The organism is Streptomyces sp. NPDC014995, from assembly GCF_043080745.1.
Lineage (GTDB): Bacteria > Actinomycetota > Actinomycetes > Streptomycetales > Streptomycetaceae > Streptomyces.
In genome coordinates this window covers 409,615-426,345 of sequence record NZ_JBIBVX010000004.1, presented here as the reverse complement: position 1 = coordinate 426,345, position 16,731 = coordinate 409,615, and the positions used below count along the sequence as shown (strand labels likewise).

The window sequence follows — 16,731 nt, the reverse complement described above, 5'->3', positions numbered from 1 at the left end:
CTCCTGCCCTCGCCCTCGGCTCGAGCAGCCGGGACGCTTCCCCCGTGCGCCGGGCGGGAGGCGGGATGCCGTGCCCGTCCGTGAGGTGGGATGCCGTGCCCGTCCGTGAGGTGGATAGGTGAATAATGCAATATAGGGGGACATCTGGGGAGTGTGAGATGGGCGGCGGATCGGACGTCGTCGTCGGTGAGGCGCTCACCGCGCGCGTCACTGTCGACGAGCAGGGCACCGTGACCGGCTGGAACGACGGCGCCGAACAGCTGCTCGGGTACGCCTCGGAGCAGGTCGTCGGCCGGCCGGCGGCGGCCCTGCTCGCCGAGGAGCCGGCGGCAGGGGATCTCCCGCCCCTCGCCGAGCTGCCCCGATGGCACGGAACGCTCGCCCTGCGCCACCGGGACGGTCACCGCGTCGTGACCCGGGTGCTGGCCCACCACAGGACGCCGGAGCGGGGGAACGCCGGCTGGCTGGTGCTCGCCCCGCTGACCGGACGGGAGCGCGAGCCGGCCGACGAGGAGCTGGTGGCCTGGAGCTTCGCCCAGTCCCCCTGCTGCGCGATGGCGCTCTACGACACGCGGCTGCGGCTGTGCCGGGCCAACGAGGGCATGGAGCGGGCCGTGGCGCTCACCGAGGCCGACATGCGCGGGCTGCGCGTCCCGGAGATCGTGGACGACGAGGCGGGCGAGCTGGCCGAGCAGGACATGCTGCGCGCGCTGGAGACCGGCGAGCCGCGGTACCGCGAGAACTTCCTGAGCGCGGCCGGTGAGAACCGCGAGCACGCCTGGTCCGTCTTCGTGTCGCCGCTGCGGGACCCGGACGGCCGCGCCCAGGGTGTCTGTCTCTCCGCCCACGACATCACCGAGCAGCAGTCGGCCCGCACGCGCCTCCAGCTGATCGCCGAGGCCAGCGGGCGCATCGGCAGCACCCTCGACGTGATGCGGACCGCGCAGGAGCTGGCGGACGTGTCGGTTCCGGCCCTGGCCGACTTCGTCAGCGTCGACCTGCTGATGTCGTTCTTCGAGGACGGGGCCGAGGTGTCCGCGGACCGGACGGGCGGCCCGCTGGTGCTGCGGCGCGTCGCCCACCAGTCGGTGCTTCCGGGGAGGCCCGAGGTGGCCGTGGCGGCCGGTGCGGCGGACGAGTACCCGGAGGGCTCCCCGCCGGTCGAGAGTCTGCGCACCGGACGCTCGCTGCGGCACCGGGTGACCGACCCGGCGGTCGCCGACTGGGTCGCCCGGGATCCGCTGCGGGCCTCCCGGGTCCGCGACTTCGGGATCCACTCGGTGATGACCGTGCCCCTGTCGGCCCGCGGGACCACCCTGGGCGTCGCCGTCTTCGCCCGTCACCGGCACCCCGACCCCTTCCAGCGGGACGACGCCGTCCTCGCCGAGGAACTGGCGGCCCGCGCGGCGGTCTGCATCGACAACGCCCGGCGCTACACCCGCGAACGCGGTACGGCGGTCACGCTCCAGCGCAGTCTGCTGCCGCAGAGGCTGCCCGAGCAGTCCGCGGTGGAGGTCGCCTCCCGCTACCTCCCGGCCGGCGCCCGGGCCGGGGTGGGCGGGGACTGGTTCGACGTCATCCCGCTGTCCGGGGCGAGGGTGGCACTGGTCGTGGGGGACGTGGTGGGCCACGGCATCCACGCGTCCGCGACCATGGGACGGCTGCGTACGGCCGTACGCACCCTCGCCGACATCGATCTGCCCCCCGACGAACTGCTCACCCACCTCGACGACCTGGTGGGCCGGCTCGCCACCGAGACGGAGGACCCGGAGGAGGCCGGCGGGAACGGCGGTTCGGGAGAGGTTGGGGCGACCTGCCTGTACGCCGTGTACGACCCGGTCTCCCGGCACTGCGCGATCGCCAGGGCCGGGCACCCGCTCCCGGCCGTGGTCGGCCCGGACGGCACCGTGGAACTGCTCGACCTGCCGGCGGGACCCCCGCTGGGTCTGGGCGGACTGCCCTTCGAGGCGGCCGAGGTCGACCTGCCCGAAGGCAGCCTGCTGGCCCTCTACACCGACGGCCTGATCCGGTCCCGGGACACCTCCCGGGGCGACGACATCGACGACGGCGTCTCCCGCCTGTGCCGGGCCCTGACCACGCCGGCGGCCTCCCTCGACGCCCTCTGCGACACGGTCCTCGCCACGGTGCTCCCGCACCGGCCCGTCGACGACGTGGCCCTGCTCGTCGCCCGCACCCGCGCACTCGACGCCTCCCAGGTCGCCTCCTGGGACGTGGCCCCCGACCCCGCCGCCGTCGCCGAGACCCGCAAGAACGCGGTGGACCGGCTGGCGGCCTGGGGCCTGGCCGACGCCGCCTTCGTCACCGAGCTGATCGTCAGCGAACTGGTCACCAACGCCATCCGCCACGCCGAACCGCCCATCCAGCTCCGCCTCATCCTCGACGGGAACCTCATCTGCGAGGTCTCGGACTCCAGCAGCACGGCACCCCACATGCGCCGCGCCCGCACCTACGACGAGGGCGGCCGCGGCCTGCTCCTGGTCGCCCAGCTCGCCCGGCGCTGGGGCACCCGCCCCGGCACCAAGGGCAAGACGATCTGGGCGGAGCAGGTGGTGGAGGAGCCGGAGGGGGCGGGGGCCGGACCGTGGCCGTCGTGACGCCACGGTGCCGGGGCCGCGCGAGAGGCGAGTGGCCCGCCGGTCAGTGGCTGCCGGCGAGTTCGCCGCTGAGCCTCTGGTGGATCCGGGCGCTGGGCTCGTTCAGCCCGATGATCTCCACGGTCTTGCCGCGCTGGGCGTACTTGGTCTCGATGGCGTCCAGGGCGGCGACGGAGGAGGCGTCCCAGATGTGGGCGGCGGACAGGTCGATGACGACCCTGTCGGGGTCGGTGGCGTACCCGAACCGGCCGACCAGGTCGTTGGAAGAGGCGAAGAACAGCTCGCCGGTGACCCGGTAGACGACGGTGGCGTCGTCGGGGTCGGTGACGGCGGTGACCTCGGCGAGGTGGGCGACGCGCCGGGCGAAGACGACCATGGCGGTCAGGGAGCCGGCGACGACGCCGACGGCGAGGTTGTGGGTGGCGACCACGCACACGACGGTGACCACCATGACGGTGATCTCCCCGGCCGGCATCCGCCTCAGGGTCTTCGGCGCGACGGAGTGCCAGTCGAAGGTGGCCGCCGACACCATGACCATCACCGCGACCAGCGCCGCCATGGGAATGTCGGAGACGACCGGCCCGAAGACGATGCACAGCACCATCAGGAACGCTCCGGCCAGGAACGTCGAGAGCCGGGTGCGGGCACCGGAGACCCGTACGTTGATCATCGTCTGGCCGATCATGGCGCAGCCGCCCATGCCGCCGAAGAAGCCGGTGACGATGTTGGCGACGCCCTGGCCGACGGACTCCCGGGTCTTGGAGGAGCGGGTGTCGGTGATGTCGTCGACCAGCTTGGCCGTCATCAGCGACTCCATCAGGCCGACCAGCGCCATGGCGAGCGCGTACGGGGCGACGGTCGTCAGGGTGTCGAGGGTGAAGGGGACGTCCGGCAGGCCCGGCACGGGCAGCGCGGACGGCAGGGCGCCCTTGTCGCCCACGGTCGGCACCGCGATCCCGGCCGCGACCGTGATGACGGTGAGGATGACGATGGACACCAGCGGCGCCGGGACCACCGTGGTGATCCTCGGGAAGAACACCATCAGCGCCAGACCGGCGGCGATCAGCGGGTAGACGGCCCACGGCACGTCGGTCATCTCCGGCACCTGCGCCATGAAGATGAGGATGGCCAGGGAGTTGACGAAGCCGACCATCACCGAGCGCGGCACGAACCGCATCAGCTTCGCCACCCCGAGCGCCCCGAGGACGATCTGGAAGACGCCGGCCAGGATGACCGCCGCGACGAGGTGACCGAAGCCGTGCTCACGGTTGAGCGGGGCGATGACCAGGGCGACGGCTCCGGTGGCGGCGGAGATCATGGCCGGGCGGCCGCCGACGACCGCGATGGTCACGGCCATCGTGAACGAGGCGAACAGGCCGACCGCCGGGTCGACCCCGGCGATGATCGAGAACGAGATCGCCTCGGGGATCAGCGCCAGGGCGACCACGAGACCGGCCAGCACCTCGGTGCGCCAGACCTTCGGATCGGACAGCCAGGAGGGACGCCGGGCGCCGCGCGACCACGCGGCCGGGGACAGTGCGGAGGAGGACAAGACGAGAGGAACCTGTCGTGCTCGGGCACACCCGGCATCACGGCGGGCGCGCGGGGGAGGCGGGAAGACATGGAGGCCCGGGGCGGCCTGCCGCGGAGTCCGCGAGCGGCGGACCTGGCGGTCGGTGGGGGGCGGCGGAGGAACCCACGGGGGAACCGGCCGCTGCTCGGGGCCGAAGGGTCACGGTGGCCGAAGGGTCACGGCGGGCGAAGGGTCACGGCGGACAGGCGGCGGCGCCGGGCATCACGGACAAGCGCACGCTCTCCCCTGCTTCCGCGGGACTTCGGTCTTCGCCGGGGGCTTCGTCGGCCCCGACACGGCTGAGGTGACGGGAGAATGTCCCGCACCATGGGAACGGGGCACGGCGGCAGCCGGCCCCACACCCGGGCAACTCTACCCTAACGTTAGAGTAGAGATCGGCGCCGGCCGCCCGCGGCCGCAGCGAGAGACGAGGAAGGCACCCCGCGTGAGCAGCGAGCACATGCAGATCGGCGAGGTCGCCGCACGGACCGAGCTGTCGCTGCGCACCATCCGGCACTACGAGGAGACCGGTCTCGTCATCCCCTCCGCCCGCTCCCAGGGCGGCTTCCGCCTCTACACCGAGGCCGACGTCGCCCGCCTGATGGTCATCCGCCGTATGAAGCCGCTCGGCTTCGCCCTCGACGAGATGCGCGCCCTCCTGGAAGCCACCGACCGCCTCGACTCGGGCGGCGAACTGCCGCCCGAGGAGCGCGAGGCACTGCTGGAACGGATCCGCGGCTTCGAGCGGGCCGCCCGGCAGAGGGTCGAGGAACTGCGCACCCGGCTCTCCCGGGCGGAGGAGTTCGCGGCCACGCTGGCGGAGCGCCTGGCCGGGACCCCCGCACACTGACGTCCCCTCCGCGACGAAGGTCGACGCGGACAGGGCATGCCCCGGAGAGGCCCTGGACAAGGCCCCGGACATGCCCTGGCGGACCGTATGACGGCCGCGCCGCTCAGCCCTTGACGGCGGAGCTCGCCACGCCCTGGACGAACCAGCGCTGGAAGAAGACGAAGACCACGAGAACGGGCAGCACCAGCAGGACGCCGAAGGCGAGGATCTGGCCCCAGTCGGGGGGCAGCTGGCCCTGGAAGACGCTCATCTCCAGGGGGAGGGGCCGGACGGAGGGGTCGGAGACCATCAGGACCGGCCACAGGAAGGAGCCCCACTGGGTGAGGAAGGTGAGGATCGCCACGGAGGCGAAGGCCGGCTTCGACATGGGCACGATGATGGCGAAGAAGGTGCGCCAGGGGCCGGCGCCGTCGATGCGGGCGGCTTCCTCGATGCTCGGCGGGATCGAGCGGAAGAACGTGTGGAACTGGTAGACGGAGAAGGCGTTCGCGATGAACGGGAGCGCCTGGATGAAGAGCGTGTTGCGCTGGTCGTTGAACATGTAGAACAGCGGGACGGCCACCGACTCGAACGGGATCAGCATCAGCAGCAGGACGAGCGTGAAGACCGCTTCCCGGCCGCGCCACTTCAGCCGTGACAGTCCGTACGCGGCCATCGAGTTGACGAACAGGCCCCCGGTCACGACCACGAACGCCAGGAGCAGCGAGACGCCCATGAAGCGCCAGAAGTAACCGGTGCTGTCGGAGTCGAGGGCGTCGAGGACGGCGGCGTAGTTGTCGAAGGACAGGCCGGTGGGGAGGAAGCCGGACAGGCCGTCGAGGACCTGGTCGGAGGGCTTGAGACTGCCCAGGAACAGGTAGAGGACGGGCAGGGTGAAGACGAACGCGAGCACGCTGAGGACGGCGTAGTCGGCGAATCGGCGCAGCGGTGTGCGGGTCGTGGCCATGGGTCAGTCCTCGTTTCCGGGCCGGACGACGCGGCGCTGGATGAGCGTCAGGACGACGACGATCAGGAAGAAGACGACGGTGATCGCGGACGCCTGTCCGATGTTGTTCTGGTCGAAGGCGGTGGTGACGGCCTGGTACATCACGGTGCGGGTGGCGTCCTCGTCCAGGCCGCCGCCGCGGATGAGGACGTAGACCTGGTCGAAGACCCGGAAGGACAGCACCGAGGTGAGCATGGCGACGAAGACGAGGGTGCCGCGGATGCCGGGCAGGGTGACGTGGCGGAACTGCTGCCAGCGGGAGGCGCGGTCGAGCCGGGCGGCCTCGTACAGCTCGGTGGGGATCTGCTGGAGACCGGCGAGCAGGATGACCATCTGGAAGCCGACGCCCTGCCAGACGGACAGCACGATGATGGAGGCCATGGCGGTGGCGCCGTCGCCGAGCCAGTCGAAGGCGCCCCAGTTGCCGAAACTGACCGCGTCGAGCAGGGAGTTGAGCATGCCCTGGTCGCTGCGGGCGAGGATGAGCCGCCAGATCACGGCGACCAGCGCCATCGGGAAGACCACCGGCATGAAGAAGAAGGACCGGAACAGGCCGATGGCCTTGAGCTTGCGGTTGAGCAGGATCGCCAGCGCGAGGGCGAGCCCGGTCTGTACGGGGACGACGACCACGGCGAAGGTCAGGTTGTTCAGCAGGGCCCGCAGGAACGGGCCGGACATGTCGGGGTCGGCGAACAGCCGCCGGTACTGCTCCAGTCCGAAGAACGACGGCGCCAGGGGGGAGCCGAGACGCACGTTGTAGAAGGAGAGCACCACGGCGTAGCCGAAGGGGATGCCGACGAAGGCGACGAGTCCGGCGACGGCGGGCAGGGACATGAGCAGTCCGTGCAACCGGTCGCGGCTCTTTCGCGCCGGCCGCGCGGGGTTCGCGTTCTTCACGGGTGGGGCCTTCTCCGGGCCGGAGGGCGCGGCGTGCGCGGGTTCCACGGTCTTCACGGGTGGGGTCCTGTTCCCGGCGGGGGCGGGCCGACGGTCGTGTGCCCGCCCCGGCCGATGGGGCCTACTGGATCTGGTAGCCGGCGTTGTCGGAGAAGTCCTGGTCGATGGCGCGGGCGGCCTTCTCCAGCGCGCTCTTGGGGTCGGCGCCGCCGTAGATGGCGCTGAGGGCCTCGCTGAACTGGGCGGTGACCGTGGGGTATCCGGCGGTGACCGGGCGGGTGACGGTGACGCAGGACTCGGTGATGTCACTGTCGCCGCAGGGCTTGGCGAGCTGGTCGGCGAAGAGCTGGAGCGGGCCGCCCTGCCGGTAGAGGTCGCTCGCCGCGAGCGCGGACTTGGTGGCGGGCGGGGCGCCGTTGGCCTTCGTCATCGCGGTGACGTTCCGGTCGGTGAGCAGGTAGTCGAGGAAGGTGCCGGCGGCCTTGGCGTTCTTGGTGGCGGCGCCGATGCCCCAGGCCCAGGAGCCCTGGCCGGACTTGGGTCCGTTGCCGAAGTCGGGCAGCGGCATCACGACGAGGTCGTCGCCGAGGGCCTCGCTGTAGGCCGGGTACATCCAGTGGCCGACCCAGCTCAGCGCGACGCGGCCCTTGGCGAAGGCGTTGCCGTCGGTGTTGGGGTCGACGTAGGTCTTCCAGGACTGGAAGGTCTTCATCGCGGAGACCACGGCCGGGGTGTCGAGGGCGCCTTCGGCCTTGCCGCCCTTCAGCAGCGAGCCGCCGGCCGACCAGACGACGGGGGCGAAGCCGTAGGTGCCCCACTCCGTGGCGTACCCGTTGGCCTCCTGGAGGTCGAGGACCTTGCCGTCGGCGTCCTTGGCCTTGAGCGCCGCGAGCGCGTCGGTGAACTGCTCGGCGGTCCAGGCGTCGGACAGGCCGGTGGGGTACTTCACCCCGGCGGCGTCCAGCAGCTTCTTGTTGCCGTAGACGCCGAGCCCGGAGTCGTACATGCCCAGGCCGTAGTGCTTGCCGCCGATCTCGCCCTGCGCCTTGCCGGCGTCGGTGGCGTTGGCCATCGTCTGGGAGGAGACGTAGGTGTCGAGGGGGGCGAGCTTCTTGTTGTAGACGAAGTTCGCCATGGTCGGGCCGTCGAACTCCATCACGTCCGGCAGCTTGGAGGCGTCGGTGGCGGTGATGGTCTTGGTGTAGTCGTTGCCGGGGATCAGCTTCAGCTCGACCTTGACCTTGTCCTGCGAGGAGTTGAAGGACTTCACCGCGTCCTGCAACGCGGCGTCCTCGCTCTTCTGGCCCTGGTGGGCCCAGACGCTGATGGTGCCCTTGCCGCTGCCGGCCTCGGCGGAGGCGTCGGTGCCGCCCCCTCCGCCACAGGCGGCCAGCGCCGCCAGGGGAAGGGCGAGGGCCAGGCCGGTACGGGCCGTGCGGCGGTACCTTCTGCTTCGTGCGTCCATGGTGGGTGCCTCCGTGCGTCAGTGCAGGGTTGAGGGTGCGGCTGCGGGTGCTTTCCGGCGTGGGGGCGCGGGGCTGAGCGGCCCCGCCGGCTCGCGGGCGTACGGGCTTGCGGGGTTACTGGGGTCCGCGCGGGTCCGGCGGGGCGGTGGTGTCGCGCAGGACGAAGCGGATGGGCATCTGTACGTGTGCGGGCAGTTCGGCGTCGGGCTCGTCCAGCCGCCGCAGCAGCAGCCGGGCGGCCTCGGCGCCCTGTCCGGCGACCGGCTGGGCGACGGTGGTCAGCCCGATCACGTCGGCGAGTTCGTGGTCGTCGAAGCCGACGACGGAGACGTCGTCCGGCACCTTGAGCCGGTGGCGGCGCAGGGCGCGCAGCGCGCCCATCGCCATCTCGTCGGACTGGGCGAACACGGCGGTCGGCGGCCGGGAGGCGGCGAGCAGTTCGGTCATGGCCCGCTCGCCGCCGTCGACGGTGTAGTCGCCGTCCGCCTCCAGCGCCGGGTCGTGCGCGATCCCGGCGTCGGCCAGCACGTCGAGGTAGGCCCGGCGGCGGTCGACGGGGGTGGTCCAGTGCAGGGGTTCGCTGGCCCCGGAGATCATGCCGATCCTGCGGTGGCCCAGGTTCACCAGGTGCCGCACGGCGCTCTCCGCCCCGGCCCGGTCGTCGATGCCGACCACCGTGAAACCGTCCCGCGCGACGCCGACGGTGGTGGCCAGCGGCACCCCGAGGGAGCGCAGCGCGAGGGCCTCCTCCTCGTCGGGGATCAGCAGCGACAGCACGGCGTCCACCCGCTTGCGCACCGGCAACTTCGTGAAGAAGCGCTTGCGGGTCTCCGGTGAGCCCAGGTTGTACAGCAGGACGTCGTAGCCGGCGGCGCTGAACACCTTCTCGGCGGCGTCGAGCACGGTGCCGAAGAACCAGCGGCCGATGTAGGGGGCGATGACCCCGATGGTGAAGGTGCGTCCGCTGGCCAGGCTGGAGGCGGAGCGCGAGGCGGTGTAGCCGAGCTGGGCGGCGACGGCCGCGATCTGGGCCCGCACCTCGTCGGACACGCCCGTCCGGCCGCGCAGGGCGCGGGACACGGTGGACGCGGAGACTCCGGCGGCGCGGGCGACATCCGTGATGCTGACCGTCACGGCGCACTTCCTCCTGTTGGTTTCACGTCGGTGTGAGCTGGCGGTGACGAGACCGTAAACCTGCCCAGTTTGTTGCGCAAGCGTTTGCGTTCATATTTACTTGGGCCGATTCTCAAGTGAGACCTTCGCGGTCAATGATCAGCGCACGCGTTTGGGCGCTGGGAGCCGACAGGAACTGTGCATGCGATACGCCCCGCCCGGCCTCGTGGTGAACGACTTCGCCCTCCTGCGTGACGACGACGGCACGTACGCGGTGCTGCACCTTCAGGGCCCCTGGACCCCGGACTTCGACCACCTGCGGATGGAGACCTCCTACGGCCGGGCCACCTCCACCGACCTGGTCCACTGGGAGCCCGCGGGCACCGCCTTCGGCACGGGCCTGCCCGGCCGCTTCGACGAGCAGGCCGTCTGGACCATGCACCCCGTCCGGCACGGCGACGGGATGGCGATGTTCTACACGGGCGTCTCCGGCCTCACCGACGGCGGCTGGCCGCTCCAGTCGGTCGGCCTGGCCTACTCGGACCGCACCGACGGGACCGGCTGGCGCCGCCACGGCACCGCGCCGGTCGTCGAGGCCGACGCGCGCTGGTACCGCACCGGCGAGCGCATGGGCTGGCGCGATCCGTTCGTCGTCCGCGACGACGAGGGCGACGGCTGGGTCATGGCCGTCTGCGCCGCCGACGCCTCCCTCCCGGTCGAGGTCGGCGGCTGCGTCGCCTGGGCCACCTCCGACGACCTGGAGCACTGGACGGTCCACCCGCCGCTCGTCTCCCCGGGCGACGTCGACGAACTGGAGTGCCCGGTCCTGGAACGCCTCGACGACGGCAGCTGGCTGCTCCTCGGCTCCATCGGTGCCACCCGTGGCTTCGAGGCGTGGACCGCGCCCCGCCTCCGCGGGCCCTGGACCCGCCGCGGCCCGCTCGGCCCCACGGGTGCGTACGCCCCCCGGGTCATCACCGCGCCCGACGGCGCACGCGTCGTCATGCACACCACCCCCCGCCGCGTCGGCCTCACCGACACCGGCGAACGCTGCCGCGGCATGATCGCCCAGCCCAAACTCCTGGTCACCCCGCCGGACGCGGCCCCCCGCCTGGAGTGGTGGCCCGGCCTGAACGCCTGGCTGGGCGAGGAGACCGACCGGCCCACCCTGCACGCGGTCGGCGACCTCGACGTATCGGGGCCCGTGGACGTCACCCTGCGCACCACCGCCCCCGGCGGCGACCGGCCGGCCCTCACCGTGGGCTGCGACGGCAAGAACCTCTGGGTCACCGGACCCGACGGGTCACGGCTGGGCGAGACGGTCCTGACCGAACCCGCCTCCACCGTGCGGATCCTGACCGTCGGCGAGTACGTCGAGGTCTACGCCGACGGCGTCTTCGCCCTCACCACCCTGTGCTACTCCGGTCACCCCGCCCCGTGGACGGCGGTCACGGAAGGACGCGCCCGGACCGTCGCCGTCCGCCCGGTCCGCCTGCCCGACCCGCACCGCGACGACGCCTCGGCCATCTGGCCCGGCCCGCGCACGACGGGCTGACGGAGCCGGCCGGGCCGGCCGGCGTCCGAGGCGGTCCGGTGAGCCTCCCGTGTCGCCGTCGTCTCGGGCGCCACCGCCCTCGGGCTCGCCGTCTACCGCCGCCCCCGCCGCGCCCTCGCCGTTTCAGCCCGCGCGGCGGCCGGCTCTCCCCGGGGCGTCCGGGGCGCGCTCCCGGGCGCACGGCGGTTCCCCGTCGTCCTCGGGGAACCGGCAGTCGGCGCAGATGCCGGTGAGTTCGACGGTGTGCCGCACCGCCGTGTACCCGGTGTCGGACGAGATCCGGGCCGCCCACTCCTCCACGACGTCCGAGTCCACCGGGCGGCTGCGGCCGCAGGCGCGGCACAGCAGGTAGTGGCGGTGGCCCTCGGCGGGACGCGGCCGGTAGAGGCGTTCTCCGGCGTCGTCCCGTACGACGTCCACGCCGCCCGACGCCTCGAGTTCGCGCAGGGCGCGGTAGACCGTGGTCAGGCCGATCGGGTGGGCGTCGGTGAGGAGCAGGGCATGCAGTTCCTGGGCCGACACGAAGTCCTGGCGGCTCGCGAGGGCACGCAGGACGGCCCTCCGTTGCCGGGTGTTCCGGCCGCCCATGGCAGATCACCTCCGTCAGCTCGGAAAGGGCGCTCGTGCGGCCTCCGTACCGGCTACGGCAGCCCGCGCAGGGTGAGCCGGTACTCCTCGACCCGCGGCGGCCGCCGCTCGGCCGGCCCGGCGAGCATCTCGCGGTACGCGCCGGGCGGTCGGCCGCGCGGAGGCGCCGGCAGCGTGGCGGGCGCGGGCGACGTGAGGAGCCGGGTGCCGGGTCGCCAGGCGGTGGGCTCGGCCGGGTCGGCGCGGGCCCACCGCATGCGGGTGTCCGGGACGGTCGGTCATGCCGTCGCGACCGCCGGTTCGTCCGTCGGCCGCCGTGTCCCGCCCCTGCGGCGCAGGGCCCGGGGCAGCAGCCCGTGCCGGGGTGCCAGGCACCAGGTCAGGGCGAACAGGGCGGTCAGGACGCAGACGATGGAGCCGCCGGCGGCCAGGTCGTAGGTGTAGGACAAGTACAGTCCGGCCAGCGCGCCCGTGCCGCCGAACGCGGAGGCCAGCAGGGTCATCGCCCACAGCCGTTCGGTGAGCATGCGGGCCGCGGCGGCCGGGGTGATGAGCAGGGACAGCACGAGGACGTTGCCGACCGCCTCCAGGGAGAGCACGATCGTGGCGGTCACGACCGTGTAGAGGACCAGGTCCAGCCCGAGGACGGGGAGGCCGGCCGCCCGGGCGGTCTCGCGGTCGAGGCTGACGGCGACCAGTTCCTTGCTCAGCAGCAGGACCACGGCGACCAGGACCGCGCCGACGCCCGCGGCCGTCCACACGTCCTCCGGGCCGACCGCGAGCACCTGCCCGAACAGGAACGACGACAGGTCGGTGGACCAGCTGTCCTGCGTGGACACCAGCACGATGCCGAGCCCGAACGCGCAGGAGAAGAACACACCGATGACGGTGTCCTCCTTCAGGCGCCGGTTCTGCGAGACGAGCGCGATGAGCAGCGAGGTGGTCAGGCCGGCGAGCGCCCCGCCGAGGAGCAGGTTGCCCTGGAAGGCGTACGCGAGCGCGACGCCCGGGAACGCCGAGTGGGACACGGCCTCCCCGATGAACGCCATCCCGCGCAGCACGACGTACACGCCCACGACCCCGCAGACCAGCCCGGTGATCACGGCGACCGCGAACGCCCGCTGCATGAAGGGAAGCTGCCAGGGATCGGTGAGGAACTCCAGGAAGGTCACGCGGCCCTGCTTTCCCGGGTGGCGCCGATCGCCGTGTCCAGGCCGAAGGCGCGCAGCATCTGCCCGGGATCGGCGAGGAGTTCGGGGCCACCCTCGGCGACGACCGTACGGTTGAGCAGCGCCACCCGCGAGCAGGTGCGGGCGGCGGCCGCCAGGTCGTGCGTGGTCATCAGCAGGCCCTTGCCGTCGGCGGCCAGCCGGCCGAAGAGGTCGTTGAGGAGTTCCTGGGTGGGGACGTCGACACCCGTGAACGGCTCGTCCAGCAGAAGGAGCCGGGGATCGCTCGCGAGGGCCCGGGCCACCAGGACGCGCTGCCGCTGGCCGCCCGACAGCTCCCCGATGGGGCGCCGGCGCAGTCCGGTCAGGCCGACCAGCTCCAGCGCCTCGTCGACGGCCGTCCGGTCGGCGCGCCCGGCCCGCCGCAGCCGGCCGATGGAACGGGTACGGCCCGACAGCACCGCGCCCGCGATGTCGATGGGGAAGTCCCAGGCGAACTCGTGGCGCTGCGGAACGTATCCGACGAGGTGCCGGGCACGGGCGGGCGGCAGACCGTCGATCAGTACGTCACCGCTCGCGAGCGGGACCAGGCCGAGGGCGGCGCGCAGCAGGGTCGTCTTCCCCGCCCCGTTCGGACCCAGCAGGCCCAGCAGGTCACCGCGGTGCAGGGTCAGCCGCGTGTCCTGGACGGCGGTCCGGCCACCGAGGACCACGCTCACGTCCCGGGCCCGGAGCAGGGGCTGCGCGGTGCTCACGCGGGCGTCCTTCCGGCGGTACGGCTCCCGCGCCGGCGGGTGACGGCGACGACGGCCGCCCCGAGCGCGGCGAGTGCGGCCGCGGTACCACCCAGCAGCGCGGCGTTCCCGGCACCGGTCGAGGCCATGGAGCCGCCCGCGCCGGCCGGGGAGTCGCCGTCGGAGGAGGAGCCCGCCGCCGACGCGTCGTCGCCCGTGCCGGTGTCCGGGGATCCGTCGCCCGTGCCGGACGACGAGCCGCCGCCGGATCCGTCGCCGGGCTTGACGGCAGCCGGGTTCCCGTCCCCGACCACGAACGTCACGGTCTCGCTGTCGCTGACCGCCGTGCCGTCCGCGAGCCTGCCGCTCATGGCGAAGGTGAGCCGGTAGGTGCCCTGCTCGGTGAAGGCCCAGCCGCCGTGCGCGTGCGTGTTCGCCGGGATGTCGAAGGAGTCCGGCACCCCGTCCTTGCTGTTGAACAGGACGTTCGCGCCCGACATCGCGTCATAGGTGTAGAGGGCGACCGTCCCGGGACCCTTGACGCCGGTGAGGGAGAACCGCACACCGCCCCGGGTGGCGCCCGCCTCGATGTTGTCGGTGGACCAGCCGGGCCACAGCAGTCCGTCCTGCTGCACCTGGTCGAGCAGCCACACCGGATCGCCGGCCCTGCCGAGGAAGGCGAACGCGTCGCCGTCCGGCAGGGTGTTCTTCGCGGCGGGCTTGACGTGCAGGACCACGGAGGAGGGCTCGCGCCAGGTGGTCCTCCCGGAGACCGTGCCGTCCTTGACGTGGATCTGCATCCGCTTGTCGACGACCCGCGCGGCGATGTCGATGTGGCCCTCGTCGATGACTGCCCGGGTCGCGACCACATCGGCGTCCGTGGCGGCGCGGGCGGCGGCCGGGGCCGAGCCGGCGGTGGCGGCCGGAACCCTGCCGACGGCGGCGAGGAGGCTGCCCGCCTCGGGCGTCTCCACGGTGGTGGGCGTCGAGGCAGGCGGCTCGGCGGACCCGCCGGCCGGCTCCCCGTCGGTCCCCTCCGTCCCGTCGGTCCCGTCCGTCCCGTCCGCGCGTGCGACGGCCTCGTCCCCGACCAGCACCGTGTACACGGTCCCGACGGACAGCTCCCGCCCGTCGACGGTTGTGGCCTCGGCGGTGAAGACGGCCCGGTACACCCCGTCCGCGTCGAACGCCCACCGGGTGCCGCCCTCCTGGCCCACGGGCAGCTCGTAGCCGTCGGGCAGCCCGTCGGCGCTGTCGAACAGCAGCCGCTCCTGCCCGCCGTCCGCCGCCTCCGCGTACACCTTCAGCTCGCCCGGCCCGTCGAGCCCGGTCAGGGACCATCGCACGGTGTCCCGCTCGACGGCGCCCCCGGGCACGCCGGTGGTGTCCCAGCCCGGGGCCGGGGCGTCGGCCCGCAGGGCGTCGGGGACCTCGACGACGCGGGCGGACGCACCGGCCACCGCGTCCAGGCTCAGCGCCCCGTCCGTGTAACCGATCCGGCCCAGTCCGGACCCGGTGCCGCCGTCGTCCGCGGCGGCGGCACCGCTGCCCGCGAGCGTGGCCGCGAGCGCCACGGCCACCGCGACGCGTTCCCTCCGCATGCCGGTCATCAGGCGTCCCCTCCCAGGCACTTCGCGAGCTCGTTCGCGTTGTGCCGCATCATCGATACGTAGTCGTGGATCTCGTCGTCGAAGGAGTCGCCGTAGATCGTGCAGACGCCGACGCCCTCGTCCTGGGCGACCCGCTTCAGCACGTCGGCGCGGGCGGCGAGGTTCGGCTCCAGGAACACGGACGGCACCTTCTTCGCGCGGATGGTGGCGCCGAGTTCCTCCACCTCGGACGCGCTCGGTTCGCGGTTGGGCACCGGCACGACGAACCCGGCGACCTCCATGCCGTACGCCTTGGCGAGATAGCCGAAGGCGTCGTGCGTGGTGATCAGGTCGCGGTTCTCCTCCGGGACGGTCGCGAGCGTGCGGGCGACCTCCTTGTCGAGGGCGCCGAGCGTCTTCAGGTAGGCCGCGGCGTTCTTCTCGTACGTCGCCTTCCCGCCGGGGTCGGCCTTGATCAACTCGGCCTGGATGCGGCGGACGTACGCCTCCGCGTTGGCGACGTCCTCCCAGGCGTGCGGGTCGAGGTCACCGTGCACGTGCTGGCCGATGACGGCCTGCGGCAGCACCCACACCGGGTCACCGGCCCGGCCGAGGAAGGCGTACGGCTGCTCCTTCGGCACGGACTCCTTCGCCCGGTCCGGCACGTTGAGGACGACCCGGTCGGCCGGGTGCTCGGTGCGGGCGCCGCTCTTCTCCTCGTCCGCGCGGACGTACACCGTGCCGGTCTGCGCGTCGAGCGTGACGTCGGCGTGCCCGCCGTCCAGCACGGTCGCCCCCGCGGGCGCCTCGGCCGCGTCACCGACGGTGAAGGTGAAGGTGCCGCTGCCGATCTCCCCGGTCTTCCCGTCGAGGGTCTCGGTGCGGCCCTCGACCGTCAGCCGGTAGGTACCGGGCTCGCTGAAGGCCCAGTTGACGTGGGTGTGCGCCTCGGGCGGCAGGGTGAAGGAATCCTTGGCGTCGAGGCCGTCGGCGGAGTCGACGTACACCTTCGGCCGGCCGAGCGTGTCGGTGAGGTAGACGCGCAGTTCGCCCGGCCCTTCCACCTTCGTCGCGGTCGTGCGGACCTGGGAGCCGTCACCGGCGACCTCGCCCTCCACGGCCCAGCCCAGCCACAGCACGTCCAGCCCGAGGTCCTCCTCCAGCTTCATGACCGTGCCGCCGTACTGCTCCAGCTTCTCGGCGATCGCGATCTTCGGAGCGTCCTTCGGCGCGTTGGTGTGCACCATCTTCGTGATCCCCGGCTCTTCGAGGAGCAGCCCGTTGCTGAAGACGACGTCGGCCTTCGCGACCTTGGCCGCGTCGCCGGGGCTCGGCTCGTAGGAGTGCGGATCGCCGGTGCGCGGCACGATCGAGGTGACGTCGACGCGGTCGCCGCCGACCTGCTCGACCAGGTCCGCGACGATCGCCGTGGTCGCCGAGACCGTCAACGCGGCGTCCGACGACCCGGACCCCGTGCCGCCGCACCCGCTGCCCGCCGCCGTGACGAGCAGCGCGCAGGCGGTGGTGAGCGCGCTTCGCGTGGTTCCTCTGACCTGGCCCCGCATGGGGCTCCCCCTTCTTCGACGCCCCGCTGCGA

The 16,731-nt window shown here is 72.8% G+C and carries 14 protein-coding genes; 3 read left to right on the top strand and 11 right to left on the bottom strand.

Features of this window, described 5'->3' with window-relative positions; translation table 11 throughout:
- The first annotated feature begins 158 nt into the window (after positions 1-158).
- Entirely contained in the window at positions 159-2,615 is a 2,457-nt protein-coding gene (locus ACF1A1_RS11625) for a SpoIIE family protein phosphatase (protein WP_391999000.1), read from the top strand.
- A gap of 43 nt (positions 2,616-2,658) precedes the next feature.
- Here ACF1A1_RS11625 and ACF1A1_RS11620 read toward each other — a convergent pair whose 3' ends face one another.
- Positions 2,659-4,167: a SulP family inorganic anion transporter gene (locus ACF1A1_RS11620; RefSeq protein WP_391998998.1), complete on the bottom strand. Its 1,509-nt coding sequence runs from the start codon at positions 4,165-4,167 to the stop codon at positions 2,659-2,661.
- A gap of 466 nt (positions 4,168-4,633) precedes the next feature.
- On the opposite strand from ACF1A1_RS11620, the gene ACF1A1_RS11615 reads away from it, so the two are divergent.
- Positions 4,634-5,038, top strand: a complete 405-nt coding sequence (locus ACF1A1_RS11615) for a MerR family transcriptional regulator (protein ID WP_391998997.1) — start codon at positions 4,634-4,636, stop codon at positions 5,036-5,038.
- A gap of 103 nt (positions 5,039-5,141) precedes the next feature.
- Here the strand turns inward: ACF1A1_RS11615 and ACF1A1_RS11610 are convergent, their stop codons facing one another.
- The 4 genes from ACF1A1_RS11610 to ACF1A1_RS11595 form a co-directional block, all read right to left on the bottom strand.
- Positions 5,142-5,984 carry a carbohydrate ABC transporter permease gene (locus tag ACF1A1_RS11610; RefSeq protein ID WP_391998996.1) on the bottom strand — a complete coding sequence of 281 codons (843 nt, stop codon included), beginning with the start codon at positions 5,982-5,984 and terminating at the stop codon, positions 5,142-5,144.
- A 3-nt stretch (positions 5,985-5,987) separates the two neighbouring features.
- On the bottom strand, positions 5,988-6,977 hold the full coding sequence (locus tag ACF1A1_RS11605) for a carbohydrate ABC transporter permease (protein ID WP_391998995.1): 990 nt from the start codon (positions 6,975-6,977) through the stop codon (positions 5,988-5,990).
- A 64-nt stretch (positions 6,978-7,041) separates the two neighbouring features.
- Positions 7,042-8,385 (bottom strand): ABC transporter substrate-binding protein, encoded by a 1,344-nt coding sequence (locus ACF1A1_RS11600; RefSeq protein WP_391998994.1) that lies wholly within the window; start codon positions 8,383-8,385, stop codon positions 7,042-7,044.
- Between the two features lie 115 nt (positions 8,386-8,500).
- On the bottom strand, positions 8,501-9,520 hold the full coding sequence (locus tag ACF1A1_RS11595; protein WP_391998993.1) for a LacI family DNA-binding transcriptional regulator: 1,020 nt from the start codon (positions 9,518-9,520) through the stop codon (positions 8,501-8,503).
- Between the two features lie 181 nt (positions 9,521-9,701).
- On the opposite strand from ACF1A1_RS11595, the gene ACF1A1_RS11590 reads away from it, so the two are divergent.
- Positions 9,702-11,054: a mucin-1 gene (locus ACF1A1_RS11590; protein ID WP_391998992.1), complete on the top strand. Its 1,353-nt coding sequence runs from the start codon at positions 9,702-9,704 to the stop codon at positions 11,052-11,054.
- A 123-nt stretch (positions 11,055-11,177) separates the two neighbouring features.
- Here ACF1A1_RS11590 and ACF1A1_RS11585 read toward each other — a convergent pair whose 3' ends face one another.
- Genes ACF1A1_RS11585 through ACF1A1_RS11560 form a run of 6 tightly spaced genes read right to left on the bottom strand, consistent with a single transcriptional unit; the run spans position 11,178 to position 16,699 of the window.
- Positions 11,178-11,642, bottom strand: coding sequence for a Fur family transcriptional regulator (locus tag ACF1A1_RS11585; protein WP_391998991.1), 465 nt, complete (start codon positions 11,640-11,642; stop codon positions 11,178-11,180).
- Between the two features lie 53 nt (positions 11,643-11,695).
- Positions 11,696-11,899, bottom strand: a complete 204-nt coding sequence (locus tag ACF1A1_RS11580) for a hypothetical protein (RefSeq protein ID WP_391998990.1) — start codon at positions 11,897-11,899, stop codon at positions 11,696-11,698.
- A gap of 21 nt (positions 11,900-11,920) precedes the next feature.
- Positions 11,921-12,814, bottom strand: a complete 894-nt coding sequence (locus ACF1A1_RS11575; RefSeq protein WP_391998988.1) for an anchored repeat-type ABC transporter permease subunit — start codon at positions 12,812-12,814, stop codon at positions 11,921-11,923.
- A complete protein-coding gene (locus tag ACF1A1_RS11570) occupies positions 12,811-13,566 on the bottom strand; it encodes an anchored repeat-type ABC transporter ATP-binding subunit (RefSeq protein ID WP_391998987.1) in 756 nt (251 codons plus the stop codon). The genes ACF1A1_RS11575 and ACF1A1_RS11570 overlap by 4 nt, the downstream gene beginning before the upstream one ends.
- Positions 13,563-15,155 carry a choice-of-anchor M domain-containing protein gene (locus ACF1A1_RS11565; RefSeq protein ID WP_391998986.1) on the bottom strand — a complete coding sequence of 531 codons (1,593 nt, stop codon included), beginning with the start codon at positions 15,153-15,155 and terminating at the stop codon, positions 13,563-13,565. Before ACF1A1_RS11565 ends, ACF1A1_RS11570 begins: the two co-directional genes overlap by 4 nt.
- A complete protein-coding gene (locus tag ACF1A1_RS11560) occupies positions 15,155-16,699 on the bottom strand; it encodes an anchored repeat ABC transporter, substrate-binding protein (RefSeq protein WP_391998985.1) in 1,545 nt (514 codons plus the stop codon). Before ACF1A1_RS11560 ends, ACF1A1_RS11565 begins: the two co-directional genes overlap by 1 nt.
- Positions 16,700-16,731 lie beyond the last annotated feature (32 nt).

Coding starts and splice junctions, on each gene's coding strand:
- ACF1A1_RS11625 (WP_391999000.1), top strand. CDS start 159: ATGGGCGGCGGATCGGACGTCGTCGTCGGTGAGGCGCTCACCGCGCGC.
- ACF1A1_RS11610 (WP_391998996.1), bottom strand. CDS start 5,984: ATGGCCACGACCCGCACACCGCTGCGCCGATTCGCCGACTACGCCGTC.
- ACF1A1_RS11600 (WP_391998994.1), bottom strand. CDS start 8,385: ATGGACGCACGAAGCAGAAGGTACCGCCGCACGGCCCGTACCGGCCTG.
- ACF1A1_RS11590 (WP_391998992.1), top strand. CDS start 9,702: ATGCGATACGCCCCGCCCGGCCTCGTGGTGAACGACTTCGCCCTCCTG.
- ACF1A1_RS11585 (WP_391998991.1), bottom strand. CDS start 11,642: ATGGGCGGCCGGAACACCCGGCAACGGAGGGCCGTCCTGCGTGCCCTC.
- ACF1A1_RS11580 (WP_391998990.1), bottom strand. CDS start 11,899: ATGCGGTGGGCCCGCGCCGACCCGGCCGAGCCCACCGCCTGGCGACCC.
- ACF1A1_RS11565 (WP_391998986.1), bottom strand. CDS start 15,155: ATGACCGGCATGCGGAGGGAACGCGTCGCGGTGGCCGTGGCGCTCGCG.
- ACF1A1_RS11560 (WP_391998985.1), bottom strand. CDS start 16,699: ATGCGGGGCCAGGTCAGAGGAACCACGCGAAGCGCGCTCACCACCGCC.